Origin of the sequence: Nocardioides sp. InS609-2 (assembly GCF_023208195.1) — a bacterium.
In the GTDB taxonomy this organism is placed as follows: domain Bacteria; phylum Actinomycetota; class Actinomycetes; order Propionibacteriales; family Nocardioidaceae; genus Nocardioides.
Genome location: NZ_CP060034.1, coordinates 3,892,503 through 3,909,141, shown reverse-complemented (window position 1 = coordinate 3,909,141; position 16,639 = coordinate 3,892,503). Strand labels below are relative to the sequence as shown.

At 69.1% G+C, this 16,639-nt stretch carries 10 protein-coding genes; 2 read left to right on the top strand and 8 right to left on the bottom strand.

What is annotated here, in order from left to right; translation table 11 throughout:
* Window positions 1–344 precede the first annotated feature (344 nt).
* Genes H4Q84_RS20125 through H4Q84_RS20105 form a run of 5 tightly spaced genes read right to left on the bottom strand, consistent with a single transcriptional unit; the run spans window position 345 to window position 6,303 of the window.
* Entirely contained in the window at window positions 345–1,040 is a 696-nt protein-coding gene (locus tag H4Q84_RS20125) for a hypothetical protein (protein ID WP_248580851.1), read from the bottom strand.
* Entirely contained in the window at window positions 1,037–2,530 is a 1,494-nt protein-coding gene (locus H4Q84_RS20120; RefSeq protein WP_248580850.1) for a TraM recognition domain-containing protein, read from the bottom strand. The genes H4Q84_RS20125 and H4Q84_RS20120 overlap by 4 nt, the downstream gene beginning before the upstream one ends.
* Before the next feature lie 32 nt (window positions 2,531–2,562).
* Window positions 2,563–3,138: a hypothetical protein gene (locus tag H4Q84_RS20115; protein ID WP_248580849.1), complete on the bottom strand. Its 576-nt coding sequence runs from the start codon at window positions 3,136–3,138 to the stop codon at window positions 2,563–2,565.
* Complete coding sequence (locus H4Q84_RS20110; protein WP_248580848.1) at window positions 3,128–4,861, bottom strand: peptidoglycan DD-metalloendopeptidase family protein; 1,734 nt, start codon at window positions 4,859–4,861, stop codon at window positions 3,128–3,130. Before H4Q84_RS20110 ends, H4Q84_RS20115 begins: the two co-directional genes overlap by 11 nt.
* Window positions 4,858–6,303, bottom strand: coding sequence for an endonuclease/exonuclease/phosphatase family protein (locus tag H4Q84_RS20105; protein WP_248580847.1), 1,446 nt, complete (start codon window positions 6,301–6,303; stop codon window positions 4,858–4,860). Before H4Q84_RS20105 ends, H4Q84_RS20110 begins: the two co-directional genes overlap by 4 nt.
* A gap of 191 nt (window positions 6,304–6,494) precedes the next feature.
* Between H4Q84_RS20105 and H4Q84_RS20100 the strand changes: the two genes are divergently transcribed.
* Together H4Q84_RS20100 and H4Q84_RS20095 are read left to right on the top strand one after the other, a co-directional pair.
* The gene (locus H4Q84_RS20100) at window positions 6,495–7,595 is read left to right on the top strand and encodes a tyrosine-type recombinase/integrase (protein ID WP_248580846.1); all 1,101 of its coding nucleotides are present in this window, start codon (window positions 6,495–6,497) and stop codon (window positions 7,593–7,595) included.
* 22 nt (window positions 7,596–7,617) lie between these two features.
* On the top strand, window positions 7,618–7,989 hold the full coding sequence (locus H4Q84_RS20095; RefSeq protein ID WP_248580845.1) for a helix-turn-helix transcriptional regulator: 372 nt from the start codon (window positions 7,618–7,620) through the stop codon (window positions 7,987–7,989).
* 877 nt (window positions 7,990–8,866) lie between these two features.
* Here the strand turns inward: H4Q84_RS20095 and H4Q84_RS20090 are convergent.
* The 3 genes from H4Q84_RS20090 to H4Q84_RS20080 are packed head-to-tail and all read right to left on the bottom strand — an operon-like array spanning window position 8,867 to window position 16,626.
* Window positions 8,867–12,595: a hypothetical protein gene (locus H4Q84_RS20090; RefSeq protein WP_248580844.1), complete on the bottom strand. Its 3,729-nt coding sequence runs from the start codon at window positions 12,593–12,595 to the stop codon at window positions 8,867–8,869.
* Between the two features lie 59 nt (window positions 12,596–12,654).
* The gene (locus H4Q84_RS20085; protein WP_248580843.1) at window positions 12,655–14,166 is read right to left on the bottom strand and encodes an SCO6880 family protein; all 1,512 of its coding nucleotides are present in this window, start codon (window positions 14,164–14,166) and stop codon (window positions 12,655–12,657) included.
* A gap of 45 nt (window positions 14,167–14,211) precedes the next feature.
* The gene (locus tag H4Q84_RS20080) at window positions 14,212–16,626 is read right to left on the bottom strand and encodes a type IV secretion system protein (RefSeq protein WP_248580842.1); all 2,415 of its coding nucleotides are present in this window, start codon (window positions 16,624–16,626) and stop codon (window positions 14,212–14,214) included.
* Between the last annotated feature and the right edge of the window lie 13 nt (window positions 16,627–16,639).

The following is a 16,639-nucleotide window of genomic DNA, read 5'->3' as shown; positions in this document are numbered from 1 at the left end:
GGCGACCCACTCCCCCGCTGTTCGAGGTCGAGTTCAGCCCCGGAGCGGGACGAGTTGCGGGGAGCTAGCTACTGAAACGGTCTGAGTCCCGTTAATCAGCCGATGGTGAGACCCGCACGTCGGGGAACAGTCCCACTGGGGTGGTGAGTATGGGAGCGGGGCGTCGTGTTCGAAGGTTGCGTGGGTTTGCCGGACGGGCCCTCGCCGGAGAACAAGACCGCGAGTGTCGCGTACCGGTTTCAGTAGAGGCTCTGGTGTGTCCCGGGTACTACGGAGTCAGGATTTCTGGGTCTGTAACGCCGCCTGAGCCCGGCGGATGGCCACGGCGCGTTCCTTGACCGTCATCATTCGTGGGGTCCCTTCGCGGTCCGGGGCCGGGGCGAGACCTCGTCCGGCGCGTCGCCCATCAGCTGGCCGGTCTCGAGGTCGACTAGCCCGAGCCGTGGCCCCTCTGGGGGCTGCTTGGCGGCGCTGCGAGGCTTCGGGAGCGCGTCGACGTCACCGGCGAAGAGGTCCTCTCGGTGCTGGGTCTGCGCCGTCGCGGTGTAGTCGCTGTGGCTGGGTCGGCCTGGCCACGGGGCGTGGGCGTCGTCGCAGCGCGCGCGCAGTCGGCCCTGCATGCGGTCCACGAAGGTGGGCAGGCAGTAGCGGTGCCACTCCTCGAGGGCGTCGCTGGTCTTGGCCAAGCCTGAGCGGCGGCGCTGGTCGGCGATCACTGCGATCTCGTGGACCAGGTGCGGGTGCTCGGGCCAGCAGGGCGGCATGAGCGCGTGCGTGTCCCAGGTGTACTCGTGGTTGAGCCAGATCACGACCTGCTCGAGCCATTCCCACACCTCGTACCGCAGACCGGGGTCGGCGCAGGTGCTGGGCTCCCAGGGGCGCGCCAGTTGGGAGTGGGGGCCGAGGGCCTGCTGTTCCTCCGGGGTGCCGTTGGCCGCGACGTGCAGCTCCCGGTAGGCGAGCCTTACCAGTTCGCCTGGCTGGGGGAAGGGCAGGATCATCGGCTTGGGGTCGCGGCGTGGCTCCTGATGTGCGGTCACGAGACTGTGCTCCGATCGTCGTTGTCGCTGAACCCGAGCCGGCGGGCTTCGACCAGGGCTGCGGCCACTCGCGCCTCCGGGGTGAGGCTTGGGCTGCGGTCGCCGGTGAGTCGTTGCCTCAACGTTCGCTGTTGGGCCAGGAGGTCGGCGCCCTCCTTGCCTTCGACGCAGCGGGTCAGCTTGGCGATGATGGGCTTGCCGTTCTCGGCGATTACCAGCGCTTTGCGTTCGGGCAGTTGGCGTACTTCTTCGGGTCGCATGATCGCGATGTCGTCGCCGGAGTAGCTGCGTCCTCCCCCGCGGCCGCCGGAGTTGTGGGTGACTCGGCCGACCCGCACGGTGCCCAGGAGGTCGGAGATCTCCTGGTTGAACGCGACGTCCTTGGAGCCGCCGAACATGACCAGGACGTTGGTCAGTCCCAACAGCGCCCGGGACTCGTGTTCGCCGAAGAGCGAGGTCAGCTGGGCGCGGGTCTGGGCCGCGTAGATGAACGACAGGCCGAGTGCTCGTTCGTTGGCCATCCGGGTCCGCAGCGTCGGCAGTGGTGCGGTGGAGGGGAGCTCGTCGAGGCAGGCGAGCATGGGAGGGCAGAGCCGGCCGCCCCAAGGTGACCTGTTGGCGAGCATGAGTGCGGTGTCCAGCACGTGCTCGGCGACGGCGGTCATCAGGGGGCTCGCGGAGGCGTAGGGGTCTTCGCGGCCCAGAAGGTAGATCGTGCCTCGCCGGTCGATGACCTCGGCTAGGTCGGTGGCGAGCCTGCCGTGACTGGGAACGCATCGGCGTCGGGTGTCGGCTTGGAAGAACAGCGACAGCGCCTGCTGGACGGTGGTGACGGTGTTCCCGGCGGTCCGGTCGTCACCGTTGAGGGCACCGTGTAGCAGTCCGTGCCAGAACGGCTCGGCGTGCGGGTGTCGACGGAGGATCTCGGCGGGGTCGGTCGCCGCGGCCGGGTTGGCGATCCAGCGGAGCACGTCGTCGAGGGTCTTACCGGTCAGAGCAGCGGCGTGGAAGTAGCCCTGGAGGACTTTGGCCGATTCGGCGGCGTAGAAGCGGGCGGCGTCGTCGCCCGTTCCGCCGTTGATCGCACCCTTCACCGTGCCGGCAGTGAACGCCTTCGCGCGTCGCTCGGCCACCTTGGGGTCCACGCATCCGGCGATCGGGTCCCACACGAGCTCGCGGACCCCCCGACCGCCAGTGGGGCCCCACAGCCCGTCGGCCAGCCCGAAGGGGTCCAGGACGACACAGGGTCGGTCGCCGGCTAAGCGGGAGGTGAGGCTGAGCAGGAGGTCCTCGACCTTGGTGAGGGTGACCAGCGCCGCCCCGGGGGCGCCCAGCAGGGCCGGGGTGAGGAGGTCGAGTGTTTTGCCGGAGCCCTGCGGTCCGATCACGCCGGCCGTGCGGTCCCAGGGGACCCACATGTTGCCGCCACGCGGCTCGTGGGCCTCACCGATGCGCCACCCGACGTCCCAAGGGTTCATTCGAAGCTTCATCGTGTCTCTCCTCGATTGCGGCCCGCCACCAGTCAGGGGCTGGGAGGTTCGCTGGTTCGGTCAGTGGTGATCGTCAGTGGGACAAGGTCCTCCGCCCCCGGATCCGGGGCGGGCCTTTTGCCGTAGATGTCGGGTCGCACGAGCGCGGAGACCCTGCGGAGCCGGCTCAGGCCGAGGAGCTTCTCGGCCTCGGCGGCTGAGGCCATGCCTCTCATGCGCACCGGGCCCCACCGGGTGTAGCACTTGACACCGATCCAGGTCGTGAGGCTGAGGAACGCCAGTTCGATGCCGGATACGGCCGCCCACACGAGCCACGGCGGGGCCAGCTCATCGGGCAACGGGGTGGGCAGACCAGCGGCGGCGTCTCCGGTGAGGACCCGGGGCAGGCTGGTCCAGAACGCTGCCCCGATCGGCGAGGGAACCGCGACGCCACCAGTGTCAGGGCCGCTGTCGGCGGCCGGCCACGTCATCCCCGCGCCGACGATCAGGTTGGCGATCGTTCTGCCCGCCTGGATACCCACGACGATGCCGAACAGCACCACGAAGGTCACCGCGGCCGGGATCTCCCAGGTCCAGGGATAGGGCGTCTTGAGTCGTTCACGCTGCATGGTTGTGTTCCTCCTGCCCACCTACGTCTCTGCGGGCGGTGCGGGCGGTCACGTCGCCCTTCGCGTTTTCGGCCAGCCAGCCGCTGGGGTCGACGTTGTCGGGGCCGTAGATGGAGCCGTTCTCGAGGTGCACCTCGAAGTGGAGGTGGCATCCGCGCGAGTTGCCCAGGTCTCCGGTGGTGCCGATCTGGTCGCCGGCGGCGACCGTCTGGGCGCGGCTGACCGTGACCGTCTCCATGTGGGCGTACCAGGTCGCCAGCGATGTCGCGCCGGTGGTGATCTTGACCAGGTACGGACCCGCCCATGACTGGGTGGTGTCGATCTCGATCGTGCCTGCGTGGGCGGCGTAGACCGGGGTGCCGCAGGGCATGGAGAAGTCGGTCCCGGTGTGCCAAGACGACCAGCTCGACCCCGAGGAGTGCCAGTTGTGCTGGTCGCTGCCGACGTACTGCTCCGGGACCGGGTAGACCACCTCGGAGCATCCTTGGGTGACGTCTGCGGTGGAGTCCACCGCGGCCGCCGGCAGTGCATTGATGTGCACGTGGTCGCGGTGGTTCTCGGTGTCGTTGCCCCGGTCCTCCATCGGCCGCCATCCTTCGCCGGCACGGTCGGCCGACCAGATGCGCTGGTACCAGATGATGTAGTCGATCCCGAGCTGCACGGCGTGGGAGCGGGCGTAGTCGGCGAGCGCGTTTCCTTGCTGCTTGCCCGCTGCGGTGAGGGGCACCATGAAGTCGGCGGCCAGCCCGGACGGGTGTCCGTTCGGGTCGTGCGCGGACTCGCGGTACCCACCGACGTTCTGGATGCCGAACATCGGCCCGAGGACCCCGACGAGTCGTGCCAGTTGAGGCTGCACTGGCCCGAGGTTGTAGCCGGCGGGTTGCATCGTGCAGGCGGTGTTGTTGCTGGCGGTGGTGGCCACCACGAGGGGGTGATCGCTGATCTTCGCCGTCTGGACACTGGAGTCGACGCGTGCGCTGGCCCAGCTGAGGTTCGCCCCGTAGATGTGGTCCACGGCCGCGTCCTCGGTGGGTTCGGTGCACGGGTCAACTGATCCACCGAAGGCGTTGGTCAGGGTGGGGGTGAGCTGGCAGTGGGAGGACCCGTTCCCATCCCGGGCGTCGTTGAAGTCGCCGGCGATGACGACCGGGGTGCCGGCCGCTGCCAGGTCGGAGAGCGTAGCGTGTTGGCGGCGCAGTGCCTCGGCGCGCAGAGCTGCAGCGTTTCCGTATGCGTCGGCCGGGTTGTGGATGCTCCACACCCAGATGCTCTGCCCGGTGGTGGTCGACGTCAGCTGCACCAGCGGCATCCCGACCTCTTTGCCGTCGAAGTAGGGGATCTGCACGAGCTGACCAGTGGTCAGGGTCCAGGCGGTGCTGTCCCAGATGACCCGGTTCTGGGCGTCTCCGTCGAGGGGGAACATGCCCCAGGTGCCGGCGTAGTCACCTGCAAGAGCCTTGGCTTGTGGGGGGTGCACTTCTTGCAGGGCGGCGATGCTGACGCCGGCGGACTGCAGAGCCGTCATGGCGCCGGGAAGCCGCTTCTTCCAGGTCGGGAAGTCGGGCCTGGTCGACCCGCCCGCGGCGTTCTTGTCGGTGTGTCCCGCGCCGAGCAGGTTGAAGGTCGCCACGGTCACGCCGGCACCCGCGTGGCTGCACTCTCCCGTCGACGTCGAGGCGGGCGTGATGGCGGTGAGGTCGTTGGAGCCGACGATGTCGGTCATATCACCGGCGACCGTCTCCCACCGTGCATACGCGCCGCGCAGGTCGTCTCGGGGCCGCTGCACTCGGGCGGCGGCCTCGGCCAGCGGCAGCTGCTCCCACCCGCGACGTCGAGGAGCCCGGGGTTGTCGGTGTGGGCGGCCTGGCCGAAGAACGCCTGCGTCGCGAGCGCGGGGTCGGTGACCTGGGCGCGGGTGCCCCACCCGGTCGAGGGCCGTTGCTGGAACAGACCGGCGGAGTCTGCGTGGCCCCCGTCGAGGTTGCGCAGGGTGGACTCTTGGATCGCGGTCGCGAGCGCGATCTGGAGCCCGAACCGTGGCACCTGAAGGTCGCGGGCCACCCGGGCGATCTCGAGGACGTTGCCCGCCTGCTCCTCGGTGAGCTGGGGAAGCCCCGGGCCGAGGGTTAGAGCGGTCAGCTGTGTCAGGACGTCGCCCCTGCCCGTGGTGAGGGTGGTGTTTCGCGACGCCTCGACGATGGACTCGGTCGCAGCGGCAGCAGTCGTTGCTGTGCTGCTGGTGGGCCCGACACCGTTCATCGCGAACTTGGCGGCGACCCAGGGGTGATCGGACTGCATCGGCCCGGACCAGCCCTGTGTGAGGGTGACGCCGAGCTGGCGCTGGTAGAAGATGAAGTCGACAGCGGCGGAGTGCCAGCCGTATCCGGCCGCGCTCATCTTCGCAACCGCGGACCAGGACAGGTCGCTGTAGGTGGCGTGGGTGTTCATGTCGCCGGCGACCAGGACCGGGCCGTGAGCGGCCAATGAGGTCGACAACTCGATGAGGGTGTCCATGCCCTGGCCGTACTGCTCCGCGCGCGTCAGCGGCGGGTTGCCGTGCTGGCGGGGGTACTTGTGCGGGTTGATCATGTGGTGGGTCGAGAGCATCGACACCACCGCACCGTCAGCGCGTTGCAGCATGGTCCAGGTGACGAAGCGGTCCCACAGGATCGGTTGACCCTTGTAGAAGCCCTGGTCGCCCTCGACGATCGTGACCCGGCCGCCGCCGACGCGGGTCCAGGTGTCGGTGCGCCAGGCGACCACGTTGCTGATCGACTCTCGAGCGCTCGACCCTGGGATGGCGTCGGGGTCGCGGTACGCCGCGTACCCGGGCGCCGCGGCCTCGATCTCGGCCAGGCTGCGCCCGGCCATCTCGTTGAGCGACACGAAGTCGGGACGGGTGGACAGCACTCGGGGCATCGAGGCGTTGAAACCGGCCATCCCGACGCGGTCGGGGATGTTGGCCTGGGCGACCACGATGTCCCCGGTCACGGGTCCTCCGACGGGCCCCTCGACCGGGACGGTGCCCGTCGGGGCGGCCTGAACGGCCTGGGAGGTGCACTCCGTGGTCGCACCGACGCCCATCGACACCACCACGGCGGCCGCGAGCGGCAGCCCCAACAAGATCACCAGGACTGCCAGGCTCGCTCCGAATGCCTTCTTCACCGATATCCCCAGCCCTTAGGACGCTGTCTCTATGCACGACGGTTCGTTTGCCGGATCGGGAGCTCGGATCCGAGTCTGTGCAGGTGGTGCGGGTTCCCGACGTTGCAGCAGTTCATTGAATCTTCCTCACTCTGACTGACGGTTTGGGTGTAACGTCGACGCATGGGCCGCATGGTTGAACAAGGGCATTGATGAGACTGCTCGCGCTGCCCGGCTGCGTGACAGAGCACGCCCTCGCTTCGGCGCAGGACGTTGAGGACTTCGAGCAGGAGCTGGTCGACCAGTACGCGCTGGCGATGGTGGCCGCAGGCTTGAGCGACGGGCACATCGGCAACAGCCGAGCCATCGTGATCGAGTTCGCCCGGTCGTTGACCTGCCCGTTGTGGGAGGCGACTCCTCAAGACGCCGACCGGTTCCTGGCCGAGCAACGACGACTGGGACGCAGCCTGTCCACGCGTGCCGGCAAGGCGGGCACGCTGTCGGTGTTCTACGAGTTCGTCGTCGCTCGCTACGAAGGCACCATCCGGCGTGCAACCGGGGTCCAGGTCGAGCAGCCGATCGACGAGTACAACCGCCAGTCCGGGGCCTCGCTCGGGAAGATCCGGGTGCCACCCTCGGATGAAGAGATCGACGTCTTGTTCACGGCCTGGCGTGAGTCGGTCCCGGACGCACGCAAGTACCTGCCCGCGGCCAGGGACTACTTCGCGGCATCGCTGTGGCGTCGACTTGGGCTGCGGATCAGCGAGAGCGTCATGCTCGACATTCGCGACTGGCGTCCCGACCTCGGCGGGTTCGGCAAGCTCCACGTCCGCTTCGGCAAGGGCAGCCGCGGCCGTGGACCCAAGCCGCGACTGGTCCCGGCGATCAACGGCGCAGACCAGCTGATCGACTGGTGGCTGGCAGAGGTCCGCCCGCAGTACGGCGCGGACTGGGCCGACCCCGATGCCCCGATGCTGCCCTCGGAACGAGGCGACCATGACCTGGGTCGCTGCGGCCGGGCGCGCGCAGACGTGCTTCGTAGGACGCTGACCAGCCAGGTCGACCAGTGGCTCCCAGCCTGGTCGGGCCGGATGACTCCGCACGTGCTGCGCCACTACTGCGCGTCCTCGCTGTACGCCGCCGGGATGGATCTCAAGGCGCTCCAGGAGCTGCTCGGACACCAGTGGCTGGCGACCACCTCGGGCTATATCCACGTCCGCAGCGACCACATCGAACGGGCCTGGGACCAAGCCAACGAACGCGTCGAGGACCGCTTCGGCCAGCGACGCCTGGCCGGACCAACGATGAACTGACCCCAAGGAAGAGAGGAAGCAGATGCAGTGGCACTTGCGGCTGCGCGCCGCCGAGCGAGGGATCTGGAAGTCGGCCCAGCTGCGGCGGATGCTCGCTGACGCCGGACTGGAGATCTCCGCGGGGAAGATGTCGTCGTGGTGGGCGGGATCCCCGCCGACGATGCGTCTCGAAGAGCTCGACGTGCTCTGCGCGGTGTTGGAGTGCACGCCCAACGACTTGATGAGCCCCGAGCCAGACAAGGTCGCCGCTCGTCGCCCCCGCTCCTCGGACGCCGCTAACGGCGGCGACCATCCTGACCACCCCGACGGCCCGAACGGCAACGGCGGAACCAGCGGCGGTGCCCCGGGGGTGGCCCCGCGATTCGGCAAGCCCCGCTCGACGCCACCCCTGTAACCGGGGCCAGTCGATCGGGTTAGGTCACGGGTGGGACAGGGCGCGACGTCATGCCAGGGCCAGGACCGAACGCGCCGTTGCGACTGCCGCCCAAGTGCAACCGCTGCCAGATCAACCGAGTCGCATGGACCACTCCCCGCGTGGACTTCTGCTACGAGTGTCTGCCAGGTGGCCCGTTCCCCTCGCCACCGTGCCGGCGCTGCGGCGCCCACACCGACTACTTCAGCCAGGGCCTGTGCAACCGGTGTCATCCCCGCAGCCCCGAACACATCGACTCCTGCAAGGGCTGCCTGGCCTGGGGCGTCTACCCGCGCTACAACTGGACCTGCTGGTCGTGCCGCTGGTGGCAGACCCACTACCCCAAGGGCATCTGCGGCTTCTGCGGCCGCGCCAGCCATGTCAGCGAGCAACAAGCGTGCCGGCTGTGCCTGGAGAATGCCCGGCTCGAGCAACAGCCCGGCCGCGCACCCGACGTCGCCGGGGCGAACAGGCACAGCCAGCAGCTCTTCTTTGCCAACATGGTCTTCAAACGTCGTGTGACCCCGGCGCCCGAGTACGTCACCTGGACCCGAAGATGGTCCCTGAAGAACAAGAACCAGCTGCCCCATCAGCCAGGCACCCGCTTTGACGAGGAGGCCCAAGAGCAGCTCGCCCTGTTCGCCATGGCGCCCGACCCCGAGGTCCTGCGCCAGCGCATCCTGGTCGAGGACAGCGAGCTGACCCGCTACTGCGCGGCGATCCTCGCTGACCACGCGCGGCGCTACGGCTGGAGCGTGCGACAGCGCAACGCTGTGATGCAGACACTGCGAATGCTGCAGACCGTGCGACCCACCCCCACTGCGAAGATCCGCGCCAGCGACATCATCGCGTTGCGCCGCTACGACGGCACCATCTCCTCCACCATCGACGTTCTGGCCGAGGCCGGTCTGCTGATCGAGGACGTCCCCACCCACGTCGAGCGGTTCTTCACCGCCAAGTTCATCGACTCCGGCGCCCTGCCACCGCTGATGCGCCAACAGCTCGAGCTGTGGCTGCAGATCATGCTCGGCGGGTCGCGGCAGGCGCCCCGCCAGCTCCCGCGCGACCCGGCGACTGTCGAGCTGCACATCCGTGGCCTTGCGCCTGTGGTCCAGGCCTGGGCCGAAGCCGGGCGCCAGTCGTTCGCTGAGATCACCAAGGACGACATCCTCGCCGCCCTCGCGGCGCTGCCCGCCGACACCACCCACAGGCACTTCGCCGAGAACGGTCTGAAGTCGCTGTTCAGATCCTCAAGGGCCGGCGCCTCGTCTTCGCCAACCCCATGAGAGGCATCGACCTCACTCGCGTGGCGACCAACATCCCGCTCCCGCTGGACACCGCACTGATTCGCACCGAGCTGGACTCGCCGAACCCGGCCGTCGCCCTCGCCGTGGCCCTGGTCGCTTTCCACGCCCTCACCGGCAAGCAGGTGCGCGAGCTGCAGTTGACCGACATCGTCGACGGCCGGCTTCTCCTCGACGGCCGCGACATCCCACTCGCCGCACCCGTCAGGACACGGCTCGCTGCGTGGCTCGACTACCGCAACCAGACCTGGCCGGCTAGCGCCAACCCCCACCTGCTCATCAACCGACGCACCGCACCCCGACTCGTCGCCAGCGGCCACGCCTTCCCCTGGAAAGACAGCGCCGTACGACCGCGTGCCCTGCGCGAGGACCGCATCCTCCACGAGATCCACGCCACCGGCGGCGACGTGCGCCGCATCTGTGACCTCTTCGGCCTCAGCGTCGAAGGCGCCACCCGCTACCTCAAGACCATCGAGCACCCCGATCTCGGCATCGAGGGCGAGCGGAGTTCCCGAGGCTAGCGGCCGACCACCTGCCGGGAAGCACTCGCGCGGCACGCTCGAGCCACTGGTCGCGAAGCAGGGGATATTGATGAGACGGGCGATCCCCACAGTGGGAGCATGCTCGGGGCCCGGCCATCGGTACGAACTGGTCACCAGCCGCTCGACTGCAAGGAAACGAGACTGTTGAACATGCTGCCGGAACTGGACGCTCAGTTGGACGCGCACGAAGCTGACCTCCTGCGTGCCGTTCTCGGCGACTTCGCCGAGCGCGTCCAGACCGCGCTTGGGGACAACCTGGTAGGCGTCTACCTCAAAGGGTCCTTCGCGCTCGGCGCCGGAGACGTCCACGCCGATGTGGACTTCCTCGTCGTTACGGCGCAGGAACTCGACCCCAACGAGGAGTCGAAGATCCGTGAGATCCACCGACGGATGCCCACCAGGGCAGAGCACTGGGCACGCGTCCTGGAAGGCTCCTACGCCACCGCCGACCAGCTGCGTGAGCGAGCAAACTCCAACCAGTCGTGGCTCTACGTCGACAACGGGCAGCGTGAGATGGAGTTGTCGAGCCACGACAACACCGAGACGTTCCGCTGGGTACTCAAGAATCGCGGGCTGCCCATCACGGGCCCGCCCCCTGACTCGCTCCTGCCTGAGGTCCCGACACAGGTGCTCCGCCAGGAGGCTGCAGCGCTTGCCGTCCGGCGTCATGACGATGCCTTGAGCGACCTCGAGTACCTGGAGAACGGCTGGGGCCAGCCGCACGAGGTCCTCACTCAATGCCGCATGCTGTACAGCGCGAGCACCGGTCAAGTCGCGGGCAAGAACGAGGCAGCGCGCTGGTGCCTGACAGTGCTTCCAACGGAGTGGCACCAACTCGTCGAGGCGGCGATCGCCGATCGGCCCAACCCCTGGGAACGGGTCCACAAACGGGCCGACCCACGCTTGACTGCCCTCGCCCGCCGCTTCATCGAAGAGATGAAGCCGCGCATCGCCACAGCGTCGACCGGGCCATCCCTCCGCGACGACGCATGACCCGCCCTCGGTAGGACAACCTTCGCCGGGACATTGCTCGTGCCCGTGGGTCAGGTCACCGGCGGCGATGTCCGCCGCACCGGTGACGTGCTCGACCTCCGAGTCGAAGGCGCCACGCGTTACCTCAAGGCCATCGAACACCACGACCTGGGTGACAACGATGAGAGAGTTCGGCGAACATGAACGAAGACAGGCCGACAACCCACCGACCATGTGCAAGTTCGGCGAGAAAGCGTCAGAAATCCGGCGAACAGTCATAAGGCCGCCCTCGATGGCCTCGTTGGTCCAGGTCAGCTCCCGCTCGACGGGGTGGAGGACGGTCTGGACCTTGTAGGTCGACTCCCCCACGCACCACAGTGCGCGGCCCTTGCCCTGCATCGCCCACCCGGTGACGAGGTCTTGGGCGATCGGGCCGAGGCCGAGCATCGTGTCGAGCTCGCGGGCGACCTTCGGCTTCTGGCCGCCGAGGATCTTGATGTCGGCGAGCTCGAGGAGGTCCTTGGCGATGGCGGTGGCCTGGGAGTCGCCGTCGCCGACCGAGAGCAGGTCGGAGGGCTTGTGCAGGTTGGCCCACTGGATGTCGCCTCCCCGGCCTGCCATGCCGCGGGACAGGCGCAGGTCCGCATCGAAGCTCTGCACCGCGGAGACCCCGAGGCGCAGCTGCTTCCAGACCTCGTCGCGGACCACGATCCGCAGATCGCCGGGTTCGGCGATTTCGCGCAATCCCCGGCCCCAGCTGTTCACGCACAGCAGCGCGATGCCCACCGCTTCGTCGCCGAGGTCGTCGAGGCGCGAGAGGCTCAGGGACTGGATCGGGGCCCGCCAGTCGACGTCGATGTTGGTGTGGTCGTCGAACAGGCCGGCCAGGGTGCCCTTGACCAGCTGGCCCAGCGCGTTACGCAGCAGCCGGGTCTCGTCGAGGAACTGCCGTTCGGTGGCGTACTGACAGCCCCGGACCAGCTCGGGGGTGGGGTTGTGCAGCAGGTGCCACAGCTCGGGGATGGTTGTCTCGCGCAGCTCGGTGGAGCCCTGGGCGTAGCCGGTGAGGAACTCGAGCGCGGTGTGGACGACGTCGGCCTCGGTCGGCCCGAACGGGACGTGTGCGGTGCCGATGCGCATCGATCCCACCAGGCCGCGGACCAGGGTGAGCCAGCGGGCGAAGATGATGGTGGCACGACGTTGGGCCTCGGTGGCGTCGAGCCGGTCCCAGCCCTGTCCGAGGGGGCCTTTGGACAGCGGGTTGATCCTGGTCCACATGCCGGGCCCGATGACGAACGGCTCCACACCGTGGGCGCGGCAGAGCTTCTCGTACTCGTCCTTGGGGTCGCCCAGGATGAGGGTCCGGTAGCCGAAGGGCATCATGCGGTTGCAGAACGCCTTCACGGTCGCGGACTTACCCGTCCCGGGCTTGGAGTAGTAGAAGATGTTGGGGTTGGTGACCGGGACGTCGTCGCGAAGCACCCACCCCAAAGGGTCGGCGTAGAACGACCCGCCGGAGAGCTGGTCGATGCCCATCTGTGCGCCGGTGGGCGGCAGGCCGGGGGCACCGATGAAGGGCCAAAGGACGGGGGCCTGGTCGCTGGTCATGCGCCACGCCGAGGCCGGTGCGCCGGCTGCGGCCCAGCCGCGGCCGGCACGCATCGCGCCGCGGCGGGGAGCCGGCCTGAACAGGCGCGCCTCCTTGGTTGCGGCCAGGGCTACGGGAGTCAAGGGCAGGTCGTGGCCGAAGTCGGACAGCAGTTGCGACATGTCGCGGCCGCCTCGGCGACCATGAGCGCTGCGGCGCAGGCCCACTCGTGCGAGCGGGCTCATCGGGCGCCGCTCTTGCGGGTCAGGCTGGTGCCCAAGGGCACTGCCGAGGCGGCGAACGCGGCGTCTTGGGCCAGGTCGAGTCGCAGTGGGGCGAACCCGGCCCGTCGTACCGAGGCGTCCAGGCGGCGACCGAACTCGCTGACCCGTGCCGTCTTGGGGACCGTCACCGTGCACACGGCGTACGGGCGGGTCAGGAAGTTGCCGCGGGCCAGCTTGGTGTCCATCCCGCGGGCCTTGGCGGTCTCCTCGCGTTGCTTGGCGCGGACCTTCATGCCGAGCCTGCCGCGCACCGCCTCAGCGGTGTCGGCGGCCCACTCGGAGTTGCCTGACTGCCGGTCCGCCTTGGACTGGGCCACGATCGGGAAGGCGACCATGAACGAGCGCCGCTCCCCCGACTCGCTCGGCGTCAGAATCGGGGCCAGTGCCCCCATCACGGCACCCTTGGCGGGCAGCTTGATGGTGGCGCTGATCGAGTTCCACGCGTCGTGGCTGTAGTGCCGCACCACCGGGTCCGCACCCGAGGGGCCGGCCATCGCCCACGGGACGTCTGCGTTCACACCCGGGTCCTTCTCGCGCAGCGCCAAGGCCTCAACGATGCCGGCCCGGTCACCTGGGGCAAACCCGGTCCGGCAGGCCAACGCGAGCTCGGGTGAGGTCAGCCAGCTGACCGACGTCATCCCCATGGCACCGCGCAGGTGGGCCTCGACCTCACCCATCAGCAGGTACAGCTCGCGACACCGACCCTCCAGGCCACCACCAGACTCCTTGGCCGACCGGGCGATGCGGGCCTCGGGCACCACCAGGGTGATGAACTGCTCGGTACGCACCGACGCCTGGCTCAGCCCGTTGGCGAGGTCGGCGTTGATCTGCCGGGACAGCGGCGGGCTGGAAGGCTTCGTGTGGGCCTGGACCCACAGCTCCCGTTCGGCACCGTCCTCGGGGACGGTGCGGACCATGAACAGGATCTCCTCGATCTTCTCGGTGCGCCCGGCGACATCGATGAGCTCCGCGAGGCCTGCCCCGTAGCGGCGTCGCTCGTCGGCTGCCTCCATCCCGATTCCGGGGTGCACGACCGCGGCCGTCACCGCCCAGCACCGGCTGGCGTGGTCCTGGATGATCGCGACCCGCTGCAGGCCCGAACCGTGCGGCGGGCCGTCGTGGATCTGGACGCCCTGCAAGACCCCGGGCAGGTCCGGGGTCTCGAGGTCTTCGGTCTTGCCCTCGGCGGCCTTGGCCCGAAACGCCGTCCAGCCCATCAGCCCGCCGGCCGCGTGCGCGACCGCGGCGCACATCCATCCGGTGGCCGAACGGCCGTGAATGGGCACGATCGTTACCAGCACCACCGCCACCCAGATGAGCAGCAGCAGAAACCCTGAGAGCCAGGCGCCCTGCTGGATCGCCCAGAAGACCGGCAGGCTGCCGGTGGCCAAGAACGCCAGCTGTGTCCCAGAGATTCCGAAGAACCAGCCGATCCGGTCACGGCTGTAGTCGGCGTACGTCGTGGTCATCGCCTTCTCCATTTCGTTTCGTTGTTCCGACTCGTACTCAGACCGCTACCGGCGGCACCGCTCCCGCTGCTCCCGCGGCACCGCCCCCGGCACCGCCGGCTGCACCACCCGCAGCGCCGCCGGCCGGTGCGCCCGGGGCTCCGCCGCCGGTCCCTGGGGCGCCCGGTTGCGAGCCGCCCGGCGGCGGGGGTGGCGGGGGGGTGGGGGTGGGGATCCGGTGTCGTCATCGGCCGGCTCCGAGGAGCTGCGCTGCTGGTTGTTCGAGTTGTTGGAGTTGTTGTCGCGGTCCTGCAGACTGCTGAAGTCCGGCCCATAAGTGTGGTGGCCGACGCCGGCCTGGTTCGTCTCGTCGCCCAGCAAGGACGCGCCCTTGGTGCCGATGGTCGACACGATGCCCATGCCGGCAGCCATCACCCCGCCGACACCGCCGCCGATCGCGGCCAACATCCCTTGGCCGGACTTGCCGAACCGGTCGCTGGTCGAGGTCTCCGCGTTGCCCTCGCCGGCAGACCGTCCGCTGTCATCGGCCTGCGTCGCCGCGGAGGAGCCGTCCTCCGACCCGCCACCTGACCCGCCACCGGACATCAGGCCTTGCAGCCCGCCCGACATCGCCATGCCCTGACGGAACGACGAGCCCGATGGGGTGCCGGGGTCGACGAAGGCAAGCAGCTTGAACAACGCCATCGGGGCCACGCAGCTGACACACAGCAGCATCACGCCGGGCAGCGCGGTCGCGATGGCCTTCGTCGAAGTGTCGCTCATTCCAGCGGCCACCCCGGTGGTGAACTGAACTCCGATCCCGAGCACGAGCACCATCAACACGGGCGTGAAGGCCGCGGCGTGAAACCAGCGCAGGCTCTTCCAGAACCAGCTGCGGCCGACATCCGAGACCAGACCCGCGGCGGCCACAGGGCCCGTGGCGACCAGCACCATCAGCGATGCGGCGCGGGCCAACATGATGAGTATGTGGCCGAGCGCAGCCAGCCAGACCACGCAGCCCAGCAAGCCGAGCACGGTCGCCACAGCGGCGTCGGTGACGTCTTCGTCCTCGAACCCTCCGAGCGGGTCCCACTCATTCACGGTGTTCACGCCCAGAAGTGCCTTCAGCAGGGCACCGTTCAACCCCGTGCAGGCGGCGAGGAAGGCGACGCAGTAGCCCAACCACGCGAAGCACACCACCACGAACTGGGCGCCGCCGATCAGGGCCCGGGCAAGGCTCTTGCCCTCACGTTTGAAGGCAGCCACGCCGAGTTGGATCAGCGTCATCACCAACACCAGCGCGCCGGACATCCAGAACGCGTACTCGTAGATGACCCGGCCAGGCCCGTTCTCACCGAGGTCCGGCGTCAGAAACTTCTCGGTATACACCAGCGCGACGCGCAGCACGAACAAGCCGGCGTTCCACAGCGCCAGCATGGCCTCGGTCCAGCCCTGTGCGGCGGCCTTGGCGATCACTTCCCCGAGCTCACCGAGCGGGTTCGGGAGGTCCGGGATGATGTCAATCCCGAGTGCCGCTCCAGCGCCGGGCCCGACCCGGGCTCCGACACCGGCGCCGACCGCTTGCACGTGACCCGGCCCAACATGGATCGCCACAGCGGGACCGCGCCTCGCGCCGGCACCGAGGTTGTCACCGGCCGGCGGCGCGTCCGCGGTGAGGCCCTCGCTCACCCAGGTGCGCCACCCAGCCTCAATGGCCAGCTGCGTCCCCGGCCAGGTAGACGGCGCCGGTGCCGGCACCGAGCCGGGCGCGATCATCCATCGTCCGCCGTGCCACTGCATGCGCTCGCAGTAGCCGTAGGCGACCTCCCCCTGGGCGCGGAAGCTGGCACTGATCCGGGTCAACACACACGCCGTGACCCAGTCGGCCCCGTCCGTGCCTTTGATCAGGAGCGCAGCCGGCTGGACTCGCACCGTGATCGAGGGGTCCTTCGCCTCGACCATCCCGGTGCTGTCCAGGAACGCGCCCACGGCTCGGGCCAGGCCCCAGCCCTCCACGCCCGGACCAGCAGGCATCGCCCAAGCGTCGTAGACCTGCTGTGTAGTCGCCAGGCTCATCGCCTGCAGGACTGTGACCTCAAGCTGGGCGAGCTGACCGGCAGCACCCTCCGGGGTCTGCGGGAAACCCATGAGCACGTTCGCCGCCCCCAGCCGGGTCCCGGAGGGTACTGACAGCGGTGCCGCCTCGGTGGCCTTCTCGGACTGCTCCATGGCCTCCTTCGGCACCGAGAGCATCGGGGCGGCCGCGATCTCGTCGCGGAGCTCTTGGCCGGTAGCCGAGCTCGGCGGCAGCCCGCCTCCTCGTGCCACGCCCGGTACGTCCGCGTCACGCCCTTGGTTGCCCGCGGGTGCCACCACCTGCAAGACCGCGTAACCCAGGCCGGCGACCAAGACCAGGGCAGCCACGATCGCACCCGCGAGGATCCCCAGCAGGCGCCGCCGGCCCCAGCCGGTCGTGTTCATGGCTGCGCTGCTC